Below are 24,935 nucleotides of genomic sequence, written 5' to 3'. Positions count from 1 at the left end.
CTCGGATGTTGAACCCGGAACTGCTGACCGCGCTCCATTATTGCGCCGTGATCACCCTGACCGGCGCCATCACCTCGGAGTACTTTCTGTTCCGGCGCGGCATGTCCATCGAGCAGGTGCGCAAGCTGCTGCTGGCAGACAGCCTGGCGGCGCTGGCGCTGCTGTTCATCTTCATCACAGGCGTGCTCATGGTGCTCGCCCACCCGCTGCAACCGGCGGCCCTGCTGGCCAATCCCGGCTATCGCACCAAGCTGCTGCTGTTCTTCGCCATGGCCCTCAGCTTCGGCTACCCCAGCCGGCTGTTCCATCACTGGCGCCGCTCCCTGCGTCAGGGGCGTGCCCCCATAGTCTCCATCCAGCAGCAGTTCTGGGTGATCTGGATCCTGCGGGGCAACCTGCTGCTGCTCGCCCTGCTGCCCCTGCTCGCCAGGCTGGCTGGCGGCTGGTAGCCGCCTCGGGCTGGCGCCCATCGGATTGCAAATCACCGGCGACAAAGCCCCCCGCTGACGGGTATCGTACTGGGAGGGGCCCGAGTGCCTCTGTCACTGCTCTCTCAGGGATGAATCCGTATGCGTTCAAACATGATGTTATTGATGGCCGCCGCCATCTGGGGGCTGGGCTTCGTCGCCCAGCGCCTGGGGATGGATCACATGGGGCCTTTCACCTTCAACGGCCTGCGCTTCCTGCTCGGGGCCGCCTCCCTGCTGCCGCTCCTGTGGTGGCTCAAGTCGCGCCAGCCCAGGCCGCAATCCGGATCATCCGCAGGCGATCGCCGCCTGCTGCTGGTCGGGGGTCTGATCGCCGGGGGCGTGCTGTTCAGCGCCGCCTCCCTGCAGCAGGTGGGGCTGCTCTACACCACGGCCGCCAAGGCGGGCTTCATTACGGGTCTCTACATCATACTGGTGCCCGTCATCGGCCTGGCCCTGCGCCACAAGACAGGGGCCAACACCTGGATTGGCGCCCTTATCGCCATGGCCGGGCTCTATTACCTCAGCGTCACCGAGGAGTTCACCATAGGCTACGGTGATCTGCTGCAGGTGATCGGTGCCCTGTTCTGGGCCATTCACCTGCTGGTGCTGGATCACTACTCGAACCGGGTCGCCCCCATCCGCCTTGCCGGGGTGCAGTTCGTGGTGTGCGGCCTGCTCAGTCTTGGTACTGCCTTTGTCATCGAGACCCCGACCCTCGGCGGCGCCGTGGCGGGATGGCAGGCCCTGCTCTACGCGGGGCTGGTGTCGGTCGGCATAGGCTACACCCTGCAGGTGGTCGGCCAGCGCGGTGCCCACCCGGCCCACGCCGCCATCATCTTGAGCCTGGAGACGGTGTTCGCCGCCATCGGCGGTGTGCTGCTGCTGGGGGAACATCTGGACGAACGCGCCATCGTAGGTTGCGCCCTGATGCTGGCAGGCATGCTGATCTCCCAGATCCGCTTGCGCTGGTGGTGGAAGTCCCGGCGGGACAAGGTGCCCAGCCAACCCTGAACGAGCGAACCTTGGTGGGCTACATCCTGATGCAGGTATGGCGCCCCCCCAATAAAACGAGGCGCCCTTGGGCGCCTCGTTTTATTGCCGTCTGCCTAGCGCACGCTGGAGAAGAAACTCACGTCGTCGCGCAGGGGATCGTAGCTCACGCTGTGATAGAGCTCGAAGCAGGGGCCGTCGCCGAACGCCAGCCCGGCGGAGACTATGTCGCCTATGTGCTCCTGCCAGCGCGGTCGGTACTGGTTGCGATCCGTGATGAGATAGCGGGACTGGGCATAACGCCCGGCGGGGATGAGCTGGATCTCCACCTCCCCCTCGCCCCCGGTCTGGGGCGGCACTGTGATGCCGATGTCGGTGCGGCACTGGGCTGGTGGCGTCACCTCGGGGTTGTCGTGGTAGATGAAAATCCACTCCCCGTCCTCCAGCCCGCGCGCAGCAGCCCACTGGTGCAGGCGGTTGCTGACGGCGTCATAGCCCTCGCCATAGGGGCCTGTGACCCTGACATAGGCCAGGGTGCGGGCGTCCATCTCGACGGTGTTCATGGTGTTGCTCCTTGCTGATGAGTGGTCTTCAGCATAAGGGAGTACCCCTTGCCATGCGTGTCCTTCCTTGCGATCCAGGTGTCCGTTCTTGCCCTTGTCGCGGCGAAACGCTCCCGGGGTGCAGCCATAGTGACGGCGAAACGCCTTGGCAAAGGCCTGGGAGCTGCCAAGCCCCGCCCCCAGGGCGATGGCGGTGACGCTGGCATCGGTATAGCAGAGCTGCCAGGCCGCCCGCTGCATCCGCAGCCGGCGACACATCTCGCCGGGGGACTCCCCCACCACGGCGGTGAACACCCGGTGGAAGTGGTAGAGGGAGAGACAGGCGCGGCTCGCCAGCTCCTCGATGGAGAGATCCGGCTCCTGCTCCAGTGCCCGCAGCACGGGAGTCAGGCGCTCGCGATAGTCGATCATGAGCGCACTCTCGCCATATAGAGGGTGTCCACCAGCACGCCGTGGCGCAGGCCGTAATCCCGGGCGACACCTTCCTGCACGAACCCGAACTTGCGGTAGAGCGCCTGCGCCGCCTCGTTGTCACTCCAGACGGTAAGCTCGAGGCGAGTCAGCCCGAGCCAGTTGTCCGCCAGATCCAGCGCCGCCGCCATCAAGTCCGAGCCCACGCCGCGCCCGGCCCAGTCATCACGCACCGCCATGCCGAGGCTCGCCACGTGGCGCCGACGCGGGTTGGGCTCCTGCCACAGGGTCAGGTTACCCACCACCAGACCATCGGATTCGGCCAACAGGCTGTAGACTCCGTCGCGCGGTTCAAGCTTCTGCTCCCACTGCTGCAGGGAGGGAAAGGGCAGTTGCAGGGTACCGGCCTGGGCTTTGGGCATGGCGTAGAGATCGCGCAGGGGGGCGGCATCTTCCGGCCCGGCGCGGCGAATGGTGATGGACATGAGACCTCCTGATTGGCTGAGTCCCATCTTGCCGCAAGGCTGGCGTTCGTTTCCACCCCCCATCAGCGAAACCAATCAAAGGGTTAGGCACACTCCATTGGAGCCGGGCGCGCCCTTCCCCTAGTCTGGCGGCTCATCACAAGGAGATGCCCCATGACTGACAAGACCCTGCACAGCGCCAACGGTGCCCCCGTCGTCGACAACAACAACAGCCTCACCGCCGGCCCCCGCGGCCCCGTGCTGATGCAAGACATCTGGTTGATGGAGAAACTCGCCCACTTCGACCGCGAGCGCATTCCCGAGCGGGTGGTTCACGCCAAGGGCTCGGGCGCCTACGGCACCTTCACCATCACCCACGACATCAGCGCCTTCAGCAAGGCCGACCTGTTCAATGCCATCGGCAAGCAGACCCCGGTCTTCCTGCGCTTCTCCACCGTGGCCGGTGAGAAGGGGGCCGCCGACGCCGAGCGCGACGTGCGCGGCTTCGCCCTCAAGTTCTACACAGAGCAGGGCAACTGGGATCTGGTGGGCAACAACACCCCCGTCTTCTTCATCCGGGATCCCCTGAAATTCCCCGACTTCATCCACACCCAGAAGCGGGATCCGCGCACCAACCTGCGCAGCGCCACCGCCGCCTGGGACTTCTGGTCACGCCATCCGGAATCCCTGCATCAGGTCACCATACTGTTCAGCGATCGCGGCATCCCCAGGAGCCTGCGGGAGATGAACGGCTACGGCAGCCACACCTTCAGCTTCATCAACTCGGCCAACGAGCGCTTCTGGGTCAAGTTCCACTTCAAGACCGAGCAGGGCCACAGCTTCTACACAGATGAGGAGGCGGCTAAGGCCGTCGGTCAGGACAGAGAGACCAGCCAGGCGGATCTCTACAACGCCATAGAGCGGGGCGACTTCCCGCGCTGGAAGGTCTATGTGCAGGTGATGCCGGAAGCCGAGGCCCAGACTTACCAGATCCATCCGTTCGACCTCACCAAGGTGTGGCCGCACAGCGACTACCCGCTGATCCCGGTCGGCATGCTGGAGCTCAACCAGAATCCGGACAACTACTTCGCCCATGTGGAGCAGGCCGCCTTTACCCCGGCCAACGTGGTGCCCGGCATCGGCTTCTCGCCGGATCGCATGCTGCAGGGCCGGCTCTTCTCCTACGGTGACACCCAGCGCTATCGTCTCGGCGTCAACCACGGCCTGCTGCCGGTCAACGCCCCGCGCTGCCCGTTCCACCACGGCGCCCACCGCGACGGCGCCATGCGCAGCGACAGCAATGGCGGCGCCAGCCCCAACTACCAGCCGAACCGCTTCGGTACCCAGCAGCCGAGCGAGCAGCACGAGCCGGCCCTGAGTCTGGAAGGAGCCGCCCTGCACTACGACTTCCGTGACCATGACAGCGACTACTACAGCCAGCCGGGCAACCTGTTCCGCATCATGGACGAGGGGCAGCGTTCACGGCTCGCCGCCAACCTGGCACGCTCCCTCATCAATGTGGAGGATGACGCCATAGTCGCGGCCCAGCTCAAGCACTTCGAGCAGGCCGACCCCGAGTACGCCAAACGGGTCGAGCTGGCACTGGCCGCCCTGCAGCGCTAAGCCGCAAGCAGCCAACATCTGCAAACGCAAAACGGGGGCCTGATGGCCCCCGTTGTCGTGATGCTGACGGTGATAAATGCAAAAACGGAGCCCGAGGCTCCGTTTTTCAATGCGGTATCCATCCCGGACGCAGCGCCCTCGCGCGCTTCCCGCTCCCTTGCCAACAAGGGTTTGAACCACCCGTTACGGCAACCAAGCAGTGCATTGGAAGAGCACCGCCGAGCTGGTGATAAATAAAAACGGAGCCCGAGGCTCCGTTTTTCAATGCGGTATCAATCCCGGACGGAACGCGCTTCGCGCTCTTCCCGCTCCCTTGCCAACAAGCGTTTGTACCACCAGCTACTGCGACGACGTTGTGCATTGGAAGAGCGACGAGCCATTTCTTAGGTTCCAGCCAAGAGAAGAAAGGAGCTGCATTATGCGACAGGGATCACGCCCGTGTCTGTAGCTGGATCAAGAAAAGGCTCACTGACCCACCCTGATCGTCTCCCTGTTGGCCGCCCCCTCGTCGACGGGCTCGTAGCTGGCGGGTTCGCGCCAGGCCAGGGGCCCGTTGCTCTCCTGGTCGTTTTGCGGGCCGCACTCCAGCCAGAGATCCCCCTGCTGGATACGAGATCCGAGGGAATATTTCTGATCCTGATACCAGCAGACCCGCTCAGGCAGCGAGCCCAGGGGCAACACCAGATCCGTGCCCACCGAGTGGCTGAGGGTGTTCGACGCCGGGGCCGCCTGGGCAGGGAGGAGCCCGCCGAGGGCAAACAGACAAAACGCGGTTCGGATCATGAGTGACACCTGTGACAACGAGAGAGTGATCCCCTAAAGCGACCACCAGCGTCGCCGACTTGACCAATAAGTGTCGGCTCATCTGGCATTCCGGAAGCAATATGATAGCCTGCCAGCGCCCGCCGATCCCCATGGGTGAAGGGCCGGGCCAGTTCGGGTCATGCTGTCGGGAAAAGACAGTATATAGCCTTATTAATCAAATAATTACTTGGATATGTTGTCGATGCGTATCATGCCGTTGCTCAAGGCCGCCTGCCTGAGTCTGATGTTGTCCGCCTGCGTGGCCCCCCTGCTGCTGATGAGCCCCACCAGCCAGCTGATGTGGGCCCTGCTCAAACCCCTGGTCGGTTTCGATCCGAACGAGGCCAACCTGTTCGAACAGCCGCTGATCAAGGACAGGATGACCGCCATGCTGGGGCCCAACTACGACAGCACCATGCAGCTGCTCAAGACGGCCAACGAGTTGCAGCAGGAGGGGCCGCTGTTTTACGTGGTCTCCCGCTACGCCCCTGTGCCGGATGTGGCCAAACAGGCCGGCATGGTGTGGAACGCCGACACCAACCAGCTCTCCGTCATGTTGCAGAAGGGCGACGGCGCCACCCAGGTGTTTGGCGAGAACCTGACGGCGGCGACCCCGACCTGGCCGAGCGCCATGCAGGAGTGGCAGGCCGGCAAACCGACCGCCACCGCCCTCACCGACGCCGGCAAGGTGATGACGGGAACAAGCGGTTCCCTGCTTGGCAATGTGATGGGCAACCTGCAACAGAGCGCGACTCAGGCCCTGACCGACTCGACCAGCCAGATGATCGGCAGTGCCACTGCCTCGGCGCAGCAGCAGGCCAGCAAGGCAGTGAGCGACTCCGCCAAACAGGCGGTCGGCAGTGCCACTGCCTCGGCGCAGCAACAAGCTAGCAAGGCTGTGAGCGACTCGGCCAAGCAGGCGGTCGGCAGTGCCACTGCCTCGGCGCAGCAACAAGCCAGCAAGGCGGTGAGCGACTCGGCCAAACAGGCGGTCGGCAGTGCCACTGCCTCGGCGCAGCAACAGGCCAGCAAGGCTGTCAGCGACTCCGCCAAGCAGGCGGTCGGCAGCGCCACCGCCTCGGCGCAGCAACAGGCCAGCAAGGCGGTGAGCGACTCCGCCAAACAGGCGATCGGCAGCGTCACCGCCTCGGCACAGCAACAGGCCAGCAAGGCCGTGAGTGATTCGGCTACCCAGACGGTGAGCGATGCCACCGATATCCTGCGGCAAACCAACCAGGCCGTGACCCGCTCCGCCCAGCAAGCGGTCAACGATACCGCCAAGCAGGCCGCAGCCGGTGCGCAGCAGCAAGCGGGCAAGGCCGTCAGCGACACCGCCAAGCAGGCGGCAGCCAGTGCGCAGCAACAGGCAGGCAAGGCCGTCAGCGATACCGCCAAGCAGGCCGCAGCCAGTGCGCAGCAGCAGGCAGGCAAGGCCGTCGGCGACACCGCTACTCAGACCGTCAGCACGGCGCAGCAACAGCTGAACAAGGTGGTCAGCGGGGCGACCGGCACTGTGCAGGCGCAGGCCGCCAAGGTGGAAACCCAGGGGATGAAGCAGAGCGATCAGGCCAGGGCGGATGCCGAGGCCGAGCTGGAGAAGCTGCTCAACTAAGTCGTGTAAGAGGGCGACCCCGTGCACCATGCAAACAGGCCATCCGAGGATGGCCTGTCGTTTATCTGCGAATGGGCAGGGGAGCCTTACAGGTGGCGGTCCTGCTCGGTGGGCTTGGCCACCTTGTCTTCGCTGTGCTCGATGGCGGTGCGGATGAGGTCGACGCCGGCCCGGATGATCAGCACTCCCATGTTGACCAGCTTGACGCAGACCCACATGAAGGTGATGAGCAGGATCAGCTTGAGCACTGTCTGGAAGGCTTCCAGGAAGTTCTGCTCCAGCTGGCTGGTGAGGCCATTGGCACTGGTCATCAGCCAGGTGTAGACCTCGCGCACGAACGGAATGCGGCTCGGCATCTCCAGCACGTCCAGTGCGGCAGGCAAGGCCTGGAAGATGACGATGCTGCCAAACAGTATCAGGATGACGCCGATGGCAATCCCCAGGAAGAAACCGAACTGTCGCATGAAAGGCCCCAAGATGTGTTGAATGAGAAGAACAATAGCCGCCAATACTAGGGACTGCCCGGGCCGACGGCAATCCTTGCGCCCCAGATTGGGCCGAGACACTCCCGCCCTGCACCGGCCATCCACCGGAAGTCATTGCCCAAGTATCTGATTTCTGTGACCCTTGTCCCCATCTATTCCCTTAGTGGCACCATCATGCCCAGACTCGCTCTCTTACTGCTTCTGCTGCTCGGCTCCCTGTCATCCTCCCTGTTCGCCGCCGAGGCGCCCCCAGGTGCGGCCGCCTGCGTGATCCGCCACCAGCAGGATCTGTTGCTGGTCCAGGACAGGATCTCCGATCGCTACAGCCTGAGTGGCGGCTACATAGACGGGGGCGAGACACCCGCCCAGGCGGCTCTGCGGGAGCTGTTCGAGGAGACGGGGCTCCATGGCCGGATCACCGGGGAGCTGGGGCGCTGGCAGCGCGCCATGGTATTCGCCTGCCAGACGCTGACCCCCATCCGGGCCCAGCGCGGCTCGGGTTTTGTCTCCCTGCTTGAGGCCCCGAACCTCGGCGGCGAGATCCTCAACGCCAGGCTGATCGATGCCGCCAGCCTGCCCCATGATCAGCGCCGCTTCCCGACGCAGCTCGACTGGATAACCCCAAGGCTGGCCGAGGTGCCCGAGAGCGAGGTGCAGTGGGTGCCGGACTTCAGTCCCGAAGGCAGCGCCCTGCACAGGGCAGAGCTGCCGCTGATCCAGCGCCTGCAGCAGTGGCTGGGGCCAGACGCGCGCTGGCTTGAGGTCGGCAATCTGCTGGGATCGGCGGCCTTCCAGCTGGCCCTGCTCCCCTTCTTGCTCCCCCTGCTGGGCTGGCCAAGGCTGCGCAACCTGCTGTTTGCCATGGTGCTGCTCACCCTGCTGGTGCAGCTGCTCAAGGAAGGGGTAGCCTGGCCCAGACCCTTCCACCTCGATCCCATGCTGGGGCAGCGGAGCGCCCAGGGCTTTGGCATGCCGAGCGGCCACGCCGCCTCGACCCTGCTCTACTGGGGCCTGCTGCTCGGCACCCTGACCTCCCTCAGAGCCTGGCAGGGCATGGTGCTGGCCCTGCTGCTGGCGGCCCTGGCCGGGCTGGCCCGCATCTGGCTCGGCGTGCACTTCCTCTCGGATGTGGCGGCCGGCCTGGGTCTCGGCGCCCTGCTGCTGGCACTGCGCGCCCCCCTGGCGGCACTGGCGCAGCGCCAAGCTCCCTGGGCTCTCCTGCTGCTGGCCTGCGCCCTGACGGGCTGGCTGACCCAGTCCACCGCCCTGGCGGGGCTCGCCATGTTCACCCTGGGACTGGTATCGGGTAATCTGCTACAACTCGAACGACACCCAGCTCCCGCCCTCCATGCCACTCTGCTGGCCCTGGCGGGCGGCCTGCTCATCAGCGGGGGGCTGTTCGTGCTCCCTGTGCTCACCGACAGCTCCGTGCTGCTCCTGGCGGGAAAAGGGTTACTCTATGGCTGCCTGGGGTTCTGGCTGAGTGCCGCACTCTGGTGGCTGCTGTCTTTTATCAATACTGGCGCCGGATCCCGGCGCCCCACCCCTCGTTAAAGGGAACGCAATGCATATGAAAAAAGTGGATTTGGCCAAGATCACCCTGGGCCTGCTGTTTCTCAGCCTGCTCATCATCTCGTGCTTCATGGTGCTGCGCCCCTTCCTGCCCGCCCTGGTCTGGGCCACCATGATCACCATAGCGACCTGGCCGCTGATGCAGATGGCCCAGCGCCTGCTGTGGGGCAAGCGCACCCTGGCCGCCCTGCTGATGAGCTGCATCCTGCTGCTGATGTTCGTCATCCCCCTGTTCATGGCGCTGGCCAACGTGGCGGAGAAGGCACCCATGCTGATCGATCTCGGCACCGAGCTGAGCCACTCCCCGCCCCCCGAGCTGCTCTGGTTGCAACAGGTGCCTCTGGTGGGCGACAAGCTGTTCGAGTTCTGGCAGCAGATCCTCGCGAGCGGCGGCCAGGTGCTGTTCGCCAAGCTGGCCCCCTACTTCGGCCAGACAGCCCGCTGGCTGGCGGCCCAGGCGGGCAACCTCGGCCTGCTGTTCGTCCACTTCCTGCTGACGGTGGCCATCTGCGGTCTGCTCTACCACTCCGGGGAAAAAGCCGCCGACGGCATTCGCCGCTTCGCCCACCGGCTGGCTGGCCAGCGCGGCGACAACGCCGTGGTGCTTGCCTCCCAGGCCATCCGCGCCGTCGCCATGGGGGTGGTGGTGACCGCCCTGGTGCAATCCTCGGTGGCCGGGATAGGCCTGCTCATCGCCGGCATTCCCTACACCATGATCCTGGTGGTGCTGATGTTCCTGCTGATCGTCGCCCAGATAGGCCCCTTCCCCGTGCTGCTGGCCAGCGTGGGCTACCTCTACTGGAGCGGGGATACCACCTGGGGCACCTTTCTGCTGGTCTGGTCCCTGCTGGCGGGCACCATGGACAACTTCCTGCGCCCCTTCCTCATCAAGCGCGGCGCCGACCTGCCGCTGATCCTGATCCTGGTGGGCGTCATCGGCGGCCTGCTGGCGCTGGGGATCATAGGGCTCTTTATCGGCCCCGTGGTGCTGGCGGTGGGTTACACCCTGCTGGATGCCTGGATCAAGGAAGGTGACCAACCGGCGGCCGCTGTTGCTGAGCCGCCCAAGGCAGAGTGACGATTCAGCCATTAATCGCTGATGCAAAGAGCCGCCCAGTGGGCGGCTCTTCTGTTTTTGGCGATAGCATCAGGATCATATCCATTTTTGTTGTGGTGCGTTTGGGTCAGAAAGGTGGATGTTCTAATTTCAGCTTCTTTCGCAATGAATCGGCTTTCCGCTTGACACCGATCTTTGGATTGATCCGCAAGGCCTCATCGAAGGCGGCAATGGCCGCTTCGTTGTTGCGTAAGAACTCATGGGCCAATCCTTGAATCTTGAGTGCGACGGCCTTCCAGTTTTGATCCTTTTCGGCACCGAGCGAAAGAGCCCTAATAGCTGCCTCAAGCGCTGTGCTGGCAAGTTGATCGTTAAGTTCGGGAGCCTTAACAATCTCTTCGGCAGCCAACAAAATTATGTCATACCTATCGCATCGTAGCCGAGCTGCATCGAATTTCTCTGAATCAATGAAATTCCCCAGAATGTCGTAGTAAAACGTACCAATATTTTTTATGACAACACCAATTTTCGGAATGTCCTCGATAAACTTGTATCTGTCAGCCCAGCCGGTAGGAGGATATATGGAAAACAACTCGACGGTATTTTCCACATCAAATGCAGTAAGTCGATTTCCGTCTTCGCCTACTGGAGAATTGGCTGTTTGGCAGACTGCAAAACGACCAGTATCGGATATGGTGCTGTTATATAGATTGGCTTCAAACTTCCTCTTAATTAGTTCACGTCCAGAGGAAGAAATAACGTAGAACGTTCCAGATAGCTCGCTCCCGAAGTGCCAGTCCTCAATAGCGAAGTTGCCATTGTCTGCGACACTACCCGAGTTGGGGCGTTCCAATTTCCCCTGCAACACAATTATGTCTTGCATAACGTTATAGAGGATATAGCGTCCGTAACCGCTTTCTCGATGGCCACCCCTATGATTTAGATCATCGCTATCATTCCAGCATATTGCCCACTCGCCGGAGCGCGATTTTCTGAATGACCCAAAGAAACCCAATGACGGTATTTCAACAAATTTGTCGTGGAAGGAAATGACCTTTGACGGAGCAGACCGTGAAGGCACGTGTGCCGTATTTTTGGTCTTGTTGCCTCCGAAGAGGAAATTGAACAAGCCCATGGGCTCCCCTTAAAATAATTAGATGGAGGGCAGTACAAATCCGGTAATAGAGCCTTCGATATAACTCCAAACCTCGCTAATAACCGCCACGAAAAATCATTTTAAATCATAAAATAACCAACTTGCCTCAGGCGCTGAACGTATTCGCCAGCCATCCTCTTTTGGCTCTAATTTTTGCCACTGGGCAAAAATACACGCAAGGAGCAGTAATAGAAAGTGCCACTCTACCCAGGATCAGCCGACTTGCCGCTGAACCTAGTGGGCGTCATCGGCGGCCTGCTGGCGGTGGGTTACACCCTGCTGGATGCCTGGATAAAAGAGGGGGAGCAAACGCCCGCCGCAGAGGCGCCCGTGTCGCCCCCGGTGGAGTGACCCGCCCGCAAGAGAAACAAGACGCCGCCCACTGGGCGGCGTCTTTTTTTGCACGGCTTGGGCCCGGTCGCGCCCACATAGAACCAAAGTTCGAATCGTCTCGCCAAAATACGAACCAGGGTTCGAATCCGCCCCCTCCCTCCCCTGGGATCCCCTAGCCCCTGCCGCCACAATGGCTGCTCCATTGAAGGAGGAGACAAGATGAACGAACTGAGAGCAACACGCGCCCTGATCAGCGGTGGCGCCAGTGGCATAGGGCTGGCCATCGCCGAGGCCCTGGCCAGCCAGGGGGTGGAGCTGGTGCTGGTCTCGCGCCGCCTGGGACTGCTGGAGCAGGAGGCGGCGCGGCTCAGCGCCCGCTACGGGGTGAGGGTACTGCCGCTTGCGCTGGATCTCTGCGACGGCGATCAGGTCCGCGCCCGCCACGCCGAGGCCCGGGAGCGGCTCGGTCCCATCGACCTGCTGGTCAACAACAGCGGGGTGGGCAGCGACTACCTGGTGCAGGACTTGCCGGAGTCGGAGTGGGACAGGGTCATGGACACCTGTGCCAAGGGGACCTTTCTGCTGACCCAGGCCTGCCTGCCGGACATGCTGGCGAGCCACCATGGCACCGTCATCAACATCGCCTCCCAGGCCGCCAAGAACGGCTACGCCCGGGCCAGCGTCTACTGCGCCGCCAAGTTTGCCGTGCTGGGGTTCGCCAAGGCGCTGCGGGAGGAGGTGCAGCATCAGGGCATTCGGGTGCATACCCTCTGCCCCGGTCTGGTCCAGGTGCCGCCCCCGGCCTGCCCGGGCGATCGCAAGCCCGGCTGGCTGCAGGTGGAGGATCTGGCCGAGGCCGTGCTCTACACCCTGCGCCAGGGCGCCCATGTCCAGCTCGACGAGATCGGCATGACGGGGATCTGAGGGGCTGTTGTACCAAGGGACATGACCCGGAGCGTCGAGTCGCCCCGGGTCATGAGTCGGCAGAGGAGGCTCAGGCCGGTTGATGCAGGGTGATGCAGTGAATGCCGCCGCCCCCTGCCGCCACCGGGTCTATGTTGACCTGCACCACCTTGCGGCCGGGGTAGAGCTTGGCCAGCAGATCGCGGCAGTAGCTGTCGGCTGCCTTGTCGCCAAACTCGGGGGCGATCACCGCGCCATTGATCGGCAGGTAGTTGATGTAACCGGCGGCAAAGTCCGGGCTGCGGCTGAACTTGTTGTCCCGCCCGCCCAGAGGTGGCGGCAGCTGATGCAGCTCCAGCTTGTTGCCGTCGGCGTCCGTCGCCTGCTGCAGTATGGCGAGATGCTGGCGGGTCACCTTGTAGTCGTAGGAGTCGGGATCCTTGTCCATGTTGATCACCACCACCCCGGGGCGCACGAAGCGGGCGTAGAAGTCCACGTGGGCGTCCGTGATGTCGCGGCCCTTGATCCCCGGCAGCCAGATGATCTTGCGCAGCCCCAGGTTGGCCTTGAGCTCTGCCTCCACCTGCGCCCTGGTGAGGCCGGGGTTGCGGTTGCTGTTGATCCAGCAGCTCTCGGTCATGATGGCGGTGCCGTTGCCATCCACCTCGATGCCGCCCCCCTCGCCGATGATCTCGCTCTGCAGGTAATGGGCATCCGCCTGGCGGCTCACCAGAGAGGCGATGCTGGCGTCATGGCCGTGCTCCTGCTTGTCCCCCCAGCCGTTGAAGTTGAAGTCCACCAGCCCGAGCTCCCCCTGCTCATCCTGCACGAAGACGCCGCCGGTATCCCGCAGCCAGATGTCGTCCATCAGGGCGTGGACGAAGTGGGTGTTGCGCTCGCCGCACAGCTGGCGCGCCAGAACCTCGTCATCCTGGTGGCAGAGCACGTTGACCCGGGTGTAGGGCGCCATGGCCTGCACCAGCCGGCCTATGGTGGCCTGCACCTCCTTGTAGTTGCGACCCCAGATCTCGCTGGTGGCACCGAAGGCTACCCAGACCAGGGCCTGGGGGGAGGACTCCTCCGGCATGTGGTAGCGGCCAGCGGCACCGGTCTCGCTGGCGGCGAAGGCCGAGCGGGCGCCGGGCAGGCTGCCGAACCCGGCAATGGCGCCGAGGGCGACCAGTTGTTTCAATACGTGGCGTCGGGAAAACATCTTTCTACTCCTGGGGTTCAGAGGCTGCTCTTGAAACGAGTCCAGGCTCGCATCCGGGCACGCATCTGGGGTTGTGCAATGTCTTTGCCCGGAATGAGCCGCTGGTAGCTGGCTTCGTCCAGGTAGATATCCGGGTTGGCCGTCATGGTGGCATCCACCATGGGTCTGGCCCTGGCACTGGCGGTTGGATAGCCGGTGCTGTTGGTGATGGCCGCCATGTTGGCCGGGCGCATCACGAAGTTGATGAAGGCGTAGGCATAGTCAGGATGGAGCGCATCCACCGGGATCGCCATGGTATCCATCCAGACGGTGCTCCCCTCCTTCGGCAATCTGTACTCGAAGTCGACCTCCTTGCCCGCCTCGGCGGCGGCGCGCCTGGCCTGGGTCATGTCGCCGCTGTAACCCAGGGAGAGGCAGAGATCGCCGTTCACCAGCTGGGTCACCGGCTGGGACTGGAACTTGCGGATATGGGGCTTGAGCCCCTTGAGCAGCGCCAGCGCGGCATCCAGATCCTCGGCCTTGCCACTGTGGGGATCCCGCCCCAGGTAGTGCAGCACCACAGCCAGCACCTCGTCGGGGGAGTCGATGATGGAGATGCCGCAGTCGGCAAATTTTGCCGCCAGATCGGGCTTGAACAGCAGATCGAGACTGTTGACCGGGGCATCCGCCATCCGCTGCCGGATCATGGCTGCGTTGTAGGTGAGCCCTATGGTGCCCCAGGTGTAGGGCACCACCGCATCCCGTGAATGGGGATAGGCTTGCTGCAACCGCCGCAAGCCAGGCTCTATCTCCCCCAGATGCTGCAACCTGCCCTGATCCAGCGGTTGCAGGCTGCCCGCCCGCATCAGCCGCTCCGCCACCGTATCGCCGGGGAAGATGAGGTCATAACCGCTGCGACCGGCCATCAGCTTGGCCTCCAGGGTCTCGCTGCTGTCCATGACGTCATAGATGACCCGGATCCCTGTCTCTCTGGTAAAGGCGCTGAGGGTATCGGGGGCGAAGTAGTCCGCCCAGTTGTAGAGCCGCAGCACCTTCTCCTCTCCTGTTGCCGCATCGGCCTCCCCGGCCTCGGCCGAGAGGCTCAGCAGCAGGGCCAGGCAGCCCATCCAGCTTGGTGTCTTCCTGATCATGATGTGGTTACTCCCTGTGATTGGCCGCCGCCGTGCAACGCTCAGCCCCGCAGCGGCCAGGCGGGCTGCTGCTGGGTGATGCAGTGGATACCACCGCCGCCGTGGGCCAACCGGTTGATCGAGACCGGCACCACCTCCCTTTGCGGGAAGGCGCCTTGCAACACAGCAGCCGCCTCCCGGTCGCTCGCCACCCCGTAGGCGGGCATGATGACGGCGCCGTTGGCGAGGTAGAAGTTGGTGTAGGAGGCACAGAAGACCTCGGCCTCGGTGTCTATGGCCTCGCTCGCGTCGTACAGATCCTGCAACTCGAAGGCGCGCCCTCTGGCATCCGTGGCCAGGGCCAGGGCCCGGCGGTTCTCCCGCACCACGAGGCCGTAGGTCGAGGCGGCATCCCGGGTGGCATCCACCAGCAGCTGGCCGGGGCGACTGAAGGCGCAGACCCCGTCCACATGGCCGTCCGTCATATCGCCGGTGACATGGTCGGGATCCCCCGGCAGCCAGATGGTCTTCTCGATGCCGAGCAGGCGGCTGAAGATCCGTTCGATCTCCCCCTTGCTGATCCCCGGGTTGCGGTTGCTGTTGAGCAGCACGGATTCCGTGGTGATCAGGGTGCCTTCGCCGTCCACGTGGATGGCGCCCCCCTCGTTGGCCAGAAAGCTGCCGATACACTCCAGCTCCAGGCTGTTGAGGATGCGCCGCGCCAACCCCTCATCCAGACCGTGAACCGACTTGCCGCCCCAGGCGTTGAAGCGCCAGCTCACCCCGGCGCTGCCCAGTTCCGGGTGGCAGATGAAGGTGGGGCCGGAGTCGCGGCACCAGCTGTCATCCACCGGGAGCGGGACCAGGGTCACCCTGTCGTCACAGAGGGCGCGCGCCTCGGCCAGCGCGGAAGGGTCGACCACCAGCCTGACCGGTTCGAACCGGACGATGGCGTTGACCACCCGGGCGAAGTCCTGTTGCACCTCGGCCAGGGTAACGCCCCAGCCGGATTCCCACAGCGCCTTGTTGTGGGGCCAGACCATCCAGGTCGCGGCGTGCTGGCACCATTCGGCGGGCATGAACCAGCCCTTTGCCACTATTCCCTGTTCCCGCATATTCCCTCTCCGATTAGGTACTATTAAGGTTGCTGACGATGGGAATAGACTATCCCCGCATAACACGGCGAACAAACGATCGATTTTCAGTGCAAGTGATAAGTGGAGCTAATCAATGATGTTCAAGCACTGGCCCCCGCTCAACGTGCTGCGGGGCTTCGAGGCGGCGGCTCGCCTCGGCAGTTTTCATCAGGCGGCGCAGGAGCTGCATCTCACCCAGTCCGCCATCAGCCAGCAGATCCGCTCCCTGGAGGAGCTGCTCGGCCAGCCGCTGTTCCACCGGCAGGGGCGCTCGGTCGCCCTGACCGATGCGGGGCAGGATCTACTGGAGACCACCCAGAGCGTGCTGTTGCAACTGGCGGTGGGGATCCAGCGCCTCGAGCAGTACCGCAAGCCGAACCAGCTGGTGCTCAACACCAGCAGCGCCATCGCCCGCCACTGGCTGCTGCCCCGGTTGGGGACGTTTCATCGCCAGCACCCCGACATCGATCTCTGGCTCTTCACCAGCGACGAGGTGCCCGACCTGGCGGAGCAGACCATAGATCTCGCCCTGCGCTGGGATCTCGCCCCCCAGGCCCAGTGTCGCCACCAGCCACTGCTGGCGGACAGGTTGCTGCCGGTGGCCGCCCCTGCCGTGCTGGCCCAACCGGCGGCAGAGCGCACCACCCTGCACGGTGAACGGGAGCTGGATTGGCACCACTGGACCCTGAGAGGGGGGGAGGATCTGCAGCTGCAGACCCGGGGGCTCAACTTCTCCGATCCCGGCCTGCTGCTGGAGGCGGCCAGCGCCGGGCTCGGCGTGGCGCTGGTGAGCGAACGGCTCTCCCAGCCGGCCAGGGAGCAGGGGCAGTTGCTGCCGCTCTCCGCGTTCAGGGTCAAGGGGCCCCAGTGGAGCCTGCTGATCCACCAGGAGAGCGAGGGGATGCCGGAGTGCCGCGCCTTCTGCCACTGGCTCGACCAGCAATTTGCCGAGGGGGCGGAGATCGGGATGCCATTGCCGCCCTCTGAGGCAGGTCACTGAATCGGGCCGGCAAGAGTGGTTAAATGGTCGGCCTCTCTCTTGCCGGATATTGCTGTGACCATGCCATCCGACCACCAGCACCTTCAGCCCTGGCCTGACTATCTGCAGGCATCCTGGTTGCGCTGCGCCCACCAGACCAGCGCCACCCTCTGGCACCCGCCCCACAGCGCCAAGGGGCAGACCTTGCAGAGCCTGCGTCAGCGCAAGCGGGAGTTGCTCACCACTGGCGAGATGGCCCTCGAGGATCTCTACGAATTCATGGAGGGGCGCCCCTGCGCCCTGCTGCTCACCGACGAGAGCGGCTGCCTGCTGGCCCGCACCGGCCATCGCGAGACGCTGGCAGAACTCGAAGCGCTGGGGTTTGGCCCCGGCGCCTTCTTCAGCGAGGGGCGCATCGGCACCAATGCCATCAATCTGGCGGCGCTGGAGGGGGTGCCGCTCTGCGTCAGCGGCCCCCAGCACTTCAACCAGACCCTGCACCCCTGGCACAGCTGCGCCAGCCCGGTCTACAACAGCAACGGCCGTCAGGTCGCCATCATGGCCCTGGTCTGCCGGGTGGAGGAGGCAACGGTCGGCGATCTGGCGCTCACCGTCAGCGCCGGGCGCGAGCTGGCCCATCTGCTGCAGATGGAGACCCTGATGCAGGAGTCCCAGCACCATCTGAGCGAGCTTTACGCTTTGCTGGATGGCATGGATGACGGCGTGCTGGCCTGGGATCCCCAGGGTCGGCTGCGCTACCTCAACGCCCTGGCGGCACACCGGCTGCGGCTCGATCCGGCGCTTTGTCTCGGCCAGCCCCTGGAGCAGCATTTGCTGTTGCCCCAGCGTTTGCAGCTGGCCATCAAGGGGCAGACGCCACTGAGTCATGTGGAGGTGACGCTGGAGCGGCTCGGCGCTCAGGAGGGGGAGTTTATCAATGCGCTGATAAGCCTCAAGCCGTTGCCGGGACCGGAGGGGGTCAGCTTTATCGCCCTGCTGCACCCGGTCGATCGGCTGCGGGCCATCCACCAGCTACGCCAGACGGTGCCCGAGCTGTCGGCGCTGGTGGGGGAATCGAGCGCCATGCGCAAGCTGCTGCGCTACGCCCGGCAGGCGGCCCAGAGTCAGGGGCCGATCCTGCTGCGCGGCGAGGAGGAGGTGGGCAAGGCCCAGCTGGCGGAGGCGATCCACTTTGGCAGCGAACGGGCCGCCGGGCCGCTCATCACCCTCAACTGCCAGGCGCTGCCGAGCGAGCGGATGGCGCTGGAGCTGATGGGCTCCGACGAGGCGGGGCAGGAGCGGGCCGGCAAGTTCGAGCTGGCCCACGGCGGTACTTTGGTGCTGGAGCAGGTGGAGTGCCTCTCTGCCCCCATGCAGGCGGCGCTGCTGCAACTGCTCAAAACCGGTCGCATCCAGCGCTTCGATTCGGCCCGCATCCTGCCGCTCAAGGTGCGGATCATCGCCACCAGCAGCGCCCCGCTGGAGCAGCGGGTGCAGGAGGGGCTGTTTGGCCGCCAGCTGCTCTATGCCTTGCAGGCGTGCGAGCTGTGGCTGCCGGGGCTGCGGGAGCGCGCGGCCGATCTGCCGGGCCTTATCAGTCAGCAGCTAGGAGCGCAGGGGCGCGAGCCGGTGCGCCAGTTCAGCCCGGCGGCCCTCGATTGTCTGCTCGCCTATCCCTGGCCCGGCAATCTGGGGGAACTGCGCAGCGCCGTCGAGCATGCGTTGCTCCACGCCGGTCAGGGGCCGATCCCGCCGGAGGCGCTGCCCGCTGCCATTCGTCACGGCTATCAGCAGGTGGCGGACGAGGTGGTGGGGCAACCGCTGCTCACCCTGGCGGAGCTGGAGCGCCAGGCCATCCTGCGCTGCGCCCACGCCTGCAAGGGACAGGTGAGCCAGATGGCCCAGCATCTTGGCATTAGCCGCACCACCCTCTGGCGGCGGCTCAAGCTGCTCGAGATCGATCCCGTCGACTATCACGGCTGACGGTGAGCCGTCGCCAAGAGGCCCGCAGAAAACGAAACGGCCCCGCAGATGCGGGGCCGTGTTATATGACAAGGTCAGCGGTGGCGCGGTTACAGCCCCAGCTGGTGGGCGGTGACAATGGCCGCCAGCACATCCTCGGCGGTGACCTTGAACGGCATGTTGTGGATGGTCTCCCCCTCGGCGGTGGAGGCTTTGGCCACCTCCATCAGGCGCGCCATATCCAGCTCCTTGACCCCCATCATATGCAGGTTGGTCGGCAGGCCGATCGAGCGGCAGAAGGCCAGCACGGTGTCGATCTCCGCCATCGGCGCGTTCTCCAGCACCAGCTGCACCAGGGTACCGAACGCCACTTTCTCACCGTGGTAGAGGTGGTGACACTCGGCGAGCTGGGTCAGGCCGTTGTGAACGGCGTGGGCGGCGGCCAGCCCGCTGCTCTCGAAGCCGATACCGCTCAGATAGGTGTTGGCCTCGATGATGTTCTCCACCGCCTTGGTGCAGAGCCCCTGCTCCACCGCCAGCTTGGCCTTGTAGCCATCGGCCAGCAGGGTCTTGTAGCAGAGCTCGGCGATGGCCTGCGCCGCCAGGGTGGAGGCACCACCGGCCATGGTCTGGCAACCGGAGACCTTGTTGGCGCGCGCCTCGAAGTAGGTGGAGAGGGCATCCCCCATGCCGGAGACCAAGAGCCGCACCGGGGCGCGGGAGACCACGCCGGTGTCCATGATGACCATGTCGGGGTTGGTCGGGATCATCAGGTATTCGCTGAACTGCCCTTCCGGGGTGTAGATGACCGCCAGCGCGCTGGTGGGGGCATCGGTGGAGGCGATGGTGGGCACTATGACCACCGGCACCTTCTGGTAGAAGGCGACCGACTTGGCGGTATCCAGGGTCTTGCCGCCGCCGATGCCTATGATGACGTCAAAGGGTGTCTGGTTGCAGCGGGCCAGCAGGCGGTCGATCTCTTGGCGGGAGCACTCGCCGTTGAAGCAGTCGAACTCGGGCTTGATGCCCGCGCCGTGGAAGCTGGTGGCCACGGTATCGCCAACCAGCTTGGTGACGAAGGCGTCGGCCAGAATAAGCGGTTTGGCGCCGAGCGCCTTGACGTAGTTGCCGATATTGGCGAGGGCCCCGTTGCCTTGCACGTATTTGCTGGGGCTGATGATGATGCGGTCCATATTCTATCCCTCTCTCTAGTTCATAAGACGTCTTTTGAAACTAACAGGGGCGAAGGGGCGGCTGTGCCGGGGACTCCTTCGTCTTTACTTGCATAACAGTGGCGCGGCGGCTGGCCGATAAGGCCGCAGCCGCGCCTTGAAGCAGGCCGGTCAGTCGCCGAAGCGATCAAGGGCCAGTTGCTGGAAGCAGGCCAAGGCGGCGCTGGCATCCTCCCCGCGTGCCAGCAGGGTGAGCCGGTCGCCCTGACGCACGTTGAGCATGGCGAGCCGGGTCAGGCTGCGGGGATTGGCCTCTTTGTCCCCCTTTTGCAGCTTGAGTTCAGCGGCAAAGGGCTTGAGGGCGGCCACCAGTCGGGCGGCGGGGCGCACATGCAGGCCGTGGGGGTTATCCACCACCACCTCGCAGCGCAGCCAGCCGTCGTCGGCTGCGGGGGCTGTCTCAGTGGCGGTCGGCGTAGCGTTGGCAGGCAGCATGGCTTGCTTGGGGCCCAGTGCGCCGAGTGCCTCGGCGGCTACCTCGTCCAGCGTCAGGCCGGAACCGGCCGCCACCACGGCGGCCAGGGTGCCCTCGACCAGTGGGGCTGGGCAGAGCCGCACCCTCGCGCTCAGCTCCGGGGGCAGCAGTTCGAGGGCGGTCTCGGCGCTGAGCAGGGCGCTGCCGAGATCCATCAGCACCAGCACGCCGCTGCCGTCATCCGCTTCTTCAATCGCACTCATCACGGCGATGGCGTCGGTGCCTATGGGGTGGTCGGGGTCATCGACCCCGGCCGCCAGCAGCAATCTGGCCGGGCTGCCGAGCTGGTCGGCCAGCGCTTTCAAGCCGGCAGCCAGCTGGGCGCTGTGAGAGACCACTACGATTCCGATCATGTCACAACCTCGCTCTGTCACGCAGGGCGGTCAGCAGCAGCAGGGTCGAGGTGGCCCCGGCATCCTGATGGCCGATGCTGCGCTCGCCAAGATAGCTGGCGCGCCCCTTGCGGGCCTGCATCTGTATGGTGGCCTCGGTACCGGCAGCGGCGGCCGCTACTGCCTTGTCCAGCGCTTCGTTGAGTGACAGCTCTTGCTGCTGGGCCTGTTGCAGGGCGGCCAGTGCAGGCCACCAGGCGTCGCACATGGTCTTGTCGCCCGGCTCGGCACGGCCGCGGGAGACGATCCCCTCGACCCCGTCGCTCAGCATTTTGCACAGCTGGCCGAGGCTCAGACTCTGGCAGGCGTCGCTGCTGGCCGCCGCCCGGATAAAGAAGGTGCCGTAGAGCGGGCCGCTGGCGCCGCCAACCGAGGAGAGCAATGTCATGCCGGTGGTTTTCAGCACCTGACCGATATCCTTGTCCGCCACCGCGGGCAGCTTCTCGGCCACCTTGGTAAAGCCGCGCTGCATGTTGAGGCCGTGGTCGCCGTCGCCGATATCGGTATCCAGCGCGGTGAGGTAGTCACGCTGCTCGGTAAAGATGTGTTCGCAGTCGAGCAGCCAGTTGACGATGTGATGTTTGCTTAGCATGAGAGTAAAGGCTCCTTAGCAGCCGCGACGCAGGGCGGGGGTGTGAACGGGGGCATCCCACAGGGTCATCAGTTCATCATCCACCTTGAGCAGGGTGATGGAGATGCCGGTCATGTCGAGGGAGGTGCAGTAGGGGCCAATCAGGTTGCGCACCAGATGGATACCCGCCTCTTCGCACAGGGTAGCGAGGCGACCATAGACGCCATAAAGCTCGGAGATGGGGGTGCCGCCGAGGCTGTTGACCAGCGCGATGACCCGGTCACCCTTGTTGAGCGGTTCGATAAAGGTGTGCTCTTCCTGCCAGCTGCCGGAGGCTCTGTCCCAGTGGCGCAGGGTGCGGCCATAGGGGGTGTTGTCAGCCAGCTCGCTGAACATGTCGTCCACCAGGGTATTGAGATCGGTGAAGGGGCGACGTTCGATGCCCGGCTCGCCGTGAATGCCCACGCCGAACTCCATCTCGTTGTCGGCCAGGGTGAAGGAGGGCTTGCCGGCGGCAGGCACGGTGCAGGCGTGGGTGGCAACGCCTATGGTGCGGCTCTGGTTGTTGATGCGGCGGGCCAGCGCCTCGCAGCGCGCCAGATCGTAGCCCGCTTCGGCGGCGGCCCCCACCAGTTTCTCGCACAGCACTGTGGTGGCAACGCCACGGCGACCTGCGGTATAGAGGCTGTCTTTGACCGCCACGTCGTCATCGATCAGCGAGAAGCCGACCTTGACGCCATCACCGTGCAGCAGCTCGACCGCGGTTTCGAAGTTGAGCACGTCGCCGGTGTAGTTCTTCACCAGAAACAGCACGCCCGCGCCTCCATCAACGGCCTGACCGCACTCGTACATCTGATCCGGGGTTGGGGAGGTGAAGATCTCGCCGGGGCAGGCGCCATCCAGCATTCCCTTGCCCACCAGACCGCCGTGCATCGGCTCGTGGCCGCTGCCACCGCCGGAGACCAGCGCCACCTTGCCCATCACGGGGGAGTCGGCGCGGGTGATGTAGTGGGGTTCGATACGTACCTTGAGCTCGGGGTGGGCGGCAGCCATCCCCATCAGTTGTTCACGGACCACGGCATCGACGGCATTGATCAGCTTCTTCATGGCTCACTCCTTGGCTTGCCACCACACGGGGTAGGCAGATGGTTGATGGAGCCAGTCTAACGGGATAAATCGGGAGGAAAATGACGGCAGGTTAGGTTCGGATTTGAAACAGGATTAGGTGCGTTGGCGTTTCAATCTGAAACTTGGCGGGGCAAACGGGAGAGAAACTGCTAGCGGCCTCACAGCCATGAAAAAGGGCCCCGCAGGGCCCTTCACTATCACCGGAAGCCTTAGATGGCCCAGCCACCGGCATAGAAGATCACCAGCGCGAGGGCGATGATGACGGTGCCGACGTTCAGCTTCTTCCACTCGGCGGCAAACAGACGACCGACAACCAGGGCCACGAAGCCCAGCATGATGCCGGTCACTATGTTGCAGGTGAGCACGATGAAGACGGCGCACAGCATGCCTGCCAGGGCATCGACCGAGTCGTTGAAGTCCAGCTTGGTGACGTTGCCCAGCATCAGCAGGCCGACGTACATCAGCGCCGGTGCGGTGGCGTAAGCCGGCACCAGGTAGCTCAGGGGCGAGAGGAAGATCATCAGCAGGAAGAGCACGCCGACCAGGGCGGCGGTCAGACCGGTCTTGCCGCCAGCCGCAGTGCCTGCGGCAGATTCGATGTAGACGGCAGCCGGAGCACCACCCACCACGCCAGCGACCATGCTGCTGACGGAGTCGGCAGTCAGGGCCTTGCCGCCGCTGATGATGTGGCCACGTTCGTTGATAAGGCCCGCCTGACCGGCCACTGCACGTATGGTGCCGGTAGCGTCAAACACGGCTGTCATCACCAGCGCCAGCACGGTGGGAATGACCACCGGATTGAGGGCGCCCAGCAGATCCATGCTGCCAACCAGCGAACCTTTCTCGCCGGTCAGGCTCGGCATGGCGAAGAAGCCCTGCCAGGTCACTTTCGGATCGAAGATGAGGCCGAGGATGGAGATGGCGATGATCACCATCAGGATGCCGCCCGGCACCTTGCGACGCTCCAGACCGAAGATGGCGGCCAGACCCAGCACCGTCATGATGACCGGGAAGGAGGTCACTTCACCCAGTTGAACCGGCAGACCGGCCCCTTCGTTCTTGATCACCATGCCGACGCCGTTGGTGGCGATCAGCAGCAGGAACAGACCTATACCGATGCCGGTGCCGTGGGCGATGCCGGAGGGGAGGTTGTCCAGAATCCACTGGCGCACACCGGTGACGCTGATCAGGGTAAACAGCACACCCATCAGGAAGATGGCGCCCAGGGCGACCGGAATACTCAGTCCCTGACCCAGTACCAGACTGAACGCGGTAAAGGCAGTGAGGGAGATGGCGCAACCTATGGCCATCGGCAGCTTGGCCCACAGACCCATCAGCAGGGAGCCGAAGGCGGCGATCAAGCAGGTCGCCACGAAGACGGGGCCCTGCTCAAAGCCGGCAGCACCCAGCATATTTGGCACCACTATGATGCTGTAGACCATGGCCAGGAAGGTGGTCAAACCGGCCAGCAGTTCCTGGCGGACAGTGCTGCCACGCTGGGTGATGGAGAAATAGGAGTCCAGAAACCCGCTATTGCCGGTGCGGGCCGTCATTTCTTGCGTTGCCATAACTCATCCTGAATGTGTGAAGGAAATCGTTTGCGTAATGGCGCGCAAAATAGCAAGAATTTGGCGAGATTGCAGCGGATCAGGCACCATTTTCCCGAACTTTTCCATTTAGAGCCTCATTAGAAACCTCAACTTCCACATGGGAAGCTCCCCTCCAGCTTCTACACTCTTAGCTAGCCCCACATCAGCCGGAGACAAGCCCATGCACACAGGCAACCTGCTTGGCCAGATCCCCTCCCCCCTGCCCAACGAGGTGTTCACCGACCTGGTCAGCACCAATCACTTCCGCATCGAGCGCATCCTCTCCCAGGGGCAGCAGACCCCCACGGGAGAGTGGTTCGATCAGGATGAACACGAGTGGGTGGCGCTGATACAGGGCGAAGCCATCCTGGTCTTCATCACACCGGATACCGGGGTCCAGGAGCGCGTCCACCTTGGGCCAGGGGATTACATCAACATCCCGGCGCACCTTCAGCACAGGGTGGAGTGGACCCACCCTACCGAGACGACCGTCTGGCTCTGCATCTACTACTAGAGAAATCACCTCGCCACAGTGACAAGGCACAACGAAAGAAGCTCAATCGACAGATTGGGCTTCTTGGAGATGCTGAAGGCACATAGCAAAAAGGCCTTCCCGTGAGGGAAGGCCTTTCAAATTAGTGGCGGAGCGGACGGGACTCGAACCCGCGACCCCCGGCGTGACAGGCCGGTATTCTAACCGACTGAA

General features: G+C 64.1%; 22 protein-coding genes and 2 pseudogenes. 11 read left to right on the top strand and 13 right to left on the bottom strand.

From position 1 onward, the window contains the following. Positions 1–5: 5 nt before the first annotated feature. Together AC1IN8_RS19440 and AC1IN8_RS19435 are read left to right on the top strand one after the other, a co-directional pair. Positions 6–449, top strand: a complete 444-nt coding sequence (locus AC1IN8_RS19440; RefSeq protein WP_139436217.1) for a DUF2214 family protein — start codon at positions 6–8, stop codon at positions 447–449. A 120-nt stretch (positions 450–569) separates the two neighbouring features. Beyond that, positions 570–1,481, top strand: coding sequence for a DMT family transporter (locus AC1IN8_RS19435; protein WP_479760218.1), 912 nt, complete (start codon positions 570–572; stop codon positions 1,479–1,481). A 95-nt stretch (positions 1,482–1,576) separates the two neighbouring features. Here AC1IN8_RS19435 and AC1IN8_RS19430 read toward each other — a convergent pair whose 3' ends face one another. Together AC1IN8_RS19430 and AC1IN8_RS19425 are read right to left on the bottom strand one after the other, a co-directional pair. Continuing rightward, entirely contained in the window at positions 1,577–2,434 is an 858-nt protein-coding gene (locus AC1IN8_RS19430) for an AraC family transcriptional regulator (protein ID WP_479760217.1), read from the bottom strand. Beyond that, positions 2,431–2,919: a GNAT family N-acetyltransferase gene (locus tag AC1IN8_RS19425; protein ID WP_319914155.1), complete on the bottom strand. Its 489-nt coding sequence runs from the start codon at positions 2,917–2,919 to the stop codon at positions 2,431–2,433. The genes AC1IN8_RS19430 and AC1IN8_RS19425 overlap by 4 nt, the downstream gene beginning before the upstream one ends. Before the next feature lie 153 nt (positions 2,920–3,072). Here AC1IN8_RS19425 and AC1IN8_RS19420 point away from each other — a divergent pair, with 153 nt between their 5' ends. Next, a complete protein-coding gene (locus AC1IN8_RS19420; protein ID WP_479760215.1) occupies positions 3,073–4,521 on the top strand; it encodes a catalase in 1,449 nt (482 codons plus the stop codon). Positions 4,522–4,986: 465 nt separating this feature from the next. On the opposite strand, the gene AC1IN8_RS19415 is transcribed toward AC1IN8_RS19420, so the two are convergent. Beyond that, positions 4,987–5,304, bottom strand: coding sequence for a YnjH family protein (locus AC1IN8_RS19415; RefSeq protein ID WP_205642988.1), 318 nt, complete (start codon positions 5,302–5,304; stop codon positions 4,987–4,989). 223 nt (positions 5,305–5,527) lie between these two features. Between AC1IN8_RS19415 and AC1IN8_RS19410 the strand changes: the two are divergent. Next, a pseudogene (locus tag AC1IN8_RS19410) lies at positions 5,528–6,589 on the top strand (hypothetical protein); the annotation flags it as partial. A gap of 434 nt (positions 6,590–7,023) precedes the next feature. Here AC1IN8_RS19410 and AC1IN8_RS19405 read toward each other — a convergent pair. Beyond that, positions 7,024–7,401 carry a hypothetical protein gene (locus AC1IN8_RS19405; RefSeq protein WP_106885584.1) on the bottom strand — a complete coding sequence of 126 codons (378 nt, stop codon included), beginning with the start codon at positions 7,399–7,401 and terminating at the stop codon, positions 7,024–7,026. Between the two features lie 195 nt (positions 7,402–7,596). On the opposite strand from AC1IN8_RS19405, the gene AC1IN8_RS19400 reads away from it, so the two are divergent. Together AC1IN8_RS19400 and ydiK are read left to right on the top strand one after the other, a co-directional pair. Continuing rightward, entirely contained in the window at positions 7,597–8,976 is a 1,380-nt protein-coding gene (locus tag AC1IN8_RS19400) for a bifunctional NUDIX hydrolase/phosphatase PAP2 family protein (protein WP_479760213.1), read from the top strand. Between the two features lie 10 nt (positions 8,977–8,986). Beyond that, positions 8,987–10,072, top strand: a complete 1,086-nt coding sequence (gene ydiK, locus AC1IN8_RS19395; protein WP_479760211.1) for an AI-2E family transporter YdiK — start codon at positions 8,987–8,989, stop codon at positions 10,070–10,072. Between the two features lie 106 nt (positions 10,073–10,178). Here ydiK and AC1IN8_RS19390 read toward each other — a convergent pair whose 3' ends face one another. Then, a complete protein-coding gene (locus AC1IN8_RS19390) occupies positions 10,179–11,186 on the bottom strand; it encodes a hypothetical protein (RefSeq protein WP_479760209.1) in 1,008 nt (335 codons plus the stop codon). Between the two features lie 237 nt (positions 11,187–11,423). Here AC1IN8_RS19390 and AC1IN8_RS19385 point away from each other — a divergent pair. Together AC1IN8_RS19385 and AC1IN8_RS19380 are read left to right on the top strand one after the other, a co-directional pair. Further along, a pseudogene (locus AC1IN8_RS19385) lies at positions 11,424–11,558 on the top strand (AI-2E family transporter YdiK); the annotation flags it as partial. 201 nt (positions 11,559–11,759) lie between these two features. Next, a complete protein-coding gene (locus AC1IN8_RS19380; RefSeq protein WP_427230029.1) occupies positions 11,760–12,464 on the top strand; it encodes an SDR family oxidoreductase in 705 nt (234 codons plus the stop codon). Between the two features lie 70 nt (positions 12,465–12,534). Here the strand turns inward: AC1IN8_RS19380 and AC1IN8_RS19375 are convergent, their stop codons facing one another. Genes AC1IN8_RS19375 through AC1IN8_RS19365 form a run of 3 tightly spaced genes read right to left on the bottom strand, consistent with a single transcriptional unit; the run spans position 12,535 to position 15,880 of the window. Then, the gene (locus tag AC1IN8_RS19375) at positions 12,535–13,656 is read right to left on the bottom strand and encodes an agmatine deiminase family protein (protein ID WP_479760206.1); all 1,122 of its coding nucleotides are present in this window, start codon (positions 13,654–13,656) and stop codon (positions 12,535–12,537) included. Between the two features lie 17 nt (positions 13,657–13,673). After that, positions 13,674–14,786: an extracellular solute-binding protein gene (locus AC1IN8_RS19370; protein ID WP_479760204.1), complete on the bottom strand. Its 1,113-nt coding sequence runs from the start codon at positions 14,784–14,786 to the stop codon at positions 13,674–13,676. Positions 14,787–14,827: 41 nt separating this feature from the next. Then, the gene (locus AC1IN8_RS19365) at positions 14,828–15,880 is read right to left on the bottom strand and encodes an agmatine deiminase family protein (RefSeq protein WP_479760203.1); all 1,053 of its coding nucleotides are present in this window, start codon (positions 15,878–15,880) and stop codon (positions 14,828–14,830) included. Positions 15,881–15,995: 115 nt separating this feature from the next. On the opposite strand from AC1IN8_RS19365, the gene AC1IN8_RS19360 reads away from it, so the two are divergent. Both AC1IN8_RS19360 and dhaR read left to right on the top strand, forming a co-directional pair. Continuing rightward, positions 15,996–16,901, top strand: a complete 906-nt coding sequence (locus AC1IN8_RS19360) for a LysR substrate-binding domain-containing protein (protein WP_479760201.1) — start codon at positions 15,996–15,998, stop codon at positions 16,899–16,901. Between the two features lie 60 nt (positions 16,902–16,961). Further along, positions 16,962–18,863, top strand: coding sequence for a dihydroxyacetone kinase operon transcriptional regulator DhaR (gene dhaR, locus AC1IN8_RS19355; RefSeq protein WP_479760272.1), 1,902 nt, complete (start codon positions 16,962–16,964; stop codon positions 18,861–18,863). Between the two features lie 89 nt (positions 18,864–18,952). On the opposite strand, the gene AC1IN8_RS19350 is transcribed toward dhaR, so the two are convergent. The 5 genes from AC1IN8_RS19350 to AC1IN8_RS19330 all read right to left on the bottom strand — a co-directional run bounded on the left by AC1IN8_RS19350 (position 18,953) and on the right by AC1IN8_RS19330 (position 24,208). Continuing rightward, positions 18,953–20,035: a glycerol dehydrogenase gene (locus tag AC1IN8_RS19350; protein ID WP_479760199.1), complete on the bottom strand. Its 1,083-nt coding sequence runs from the start codon at positions 20,033–20,035 to the stop codon at positions 18,953–18,955. A 150-nt stretch (positions 20,036–20,185) separates the two neighbouring features. Then, the gene (gene dhaM / locus AC1IN8_RS19345) at positions 20,186–20,902 is read right to left on the bottom strand and encodes a dihydroxyacetone kinase phosphoryl donor subunit DhaM (protein ID WP_479760197.1); all 717 of its coding nucleotides are present in this window, start codon (positions 20,900–20,902) and stop codon (positions 20,186–20,188) included. 1 nt (position 20,903) lies between these two features. Further along, positions 20,904–21,533, bottom strand: a complete 630-nt coding sequence (gene dhaL, locus AC1IN8_RS19340) for a dihydroxyacetone kinase subunit DhaL (RefSeq protein ID WP_479760195.1) — start codon at positions 21,531–21,533, stop codon at positions 20,904–20,906. A 15-nt stretch (positions 21,534–21,548) separates the two neighbouring features. Continuing rightward, a complete protein-coding gene (gene dhaK, locus AC1IN8_RS19335; protein ID WP_454009042.1) occupies positions 21,549–22,619 on the bottom strand; it encodes a dihydroxyacetone kinase subunit DhaK in 1,071 nt (356 codons plus the stop codon). Positions 22,620–22,849: 230 nt separating this feature from the next. Continuing rightward, a complete protein-coding gene (locus AC1IN8_RS19330) occupies positions 22,850–24,208 on the bottom strand; it encodes an NCS2 family permease (RefSeq protein ID WP_162519284.1) in 1,359 nt (452 codons plus the stop codon). Between the two features lie 202 nt (positions 24,209–24,410). On the opposite strand from AC1IN8_RS19330, the gene AC1IN8_RS19325 reads away from it, so the two are divergent. After that, positions 24,411–24,743 (top strand): cupin domain-containing protein, encoded by a 333-nt coding sequence (locus AC1IN8_RS19325; RefSeq protein ID WP_042001328.1) that lies wholly within the window; start codon positions 24,411–24,413, stop codon positions 24,741–24,743. The last annotated feature ends 192 nt before the right edge of the window (positions 24,744–24,935 follow it).

It is taken from the genome of Aeromonas sp. 130281, assembly GCF_056642115.1.
Note: the sequence above shows the minus strand (reverse complement) of the source record. Positions and strands in the feature narration are given on the sequence as shown.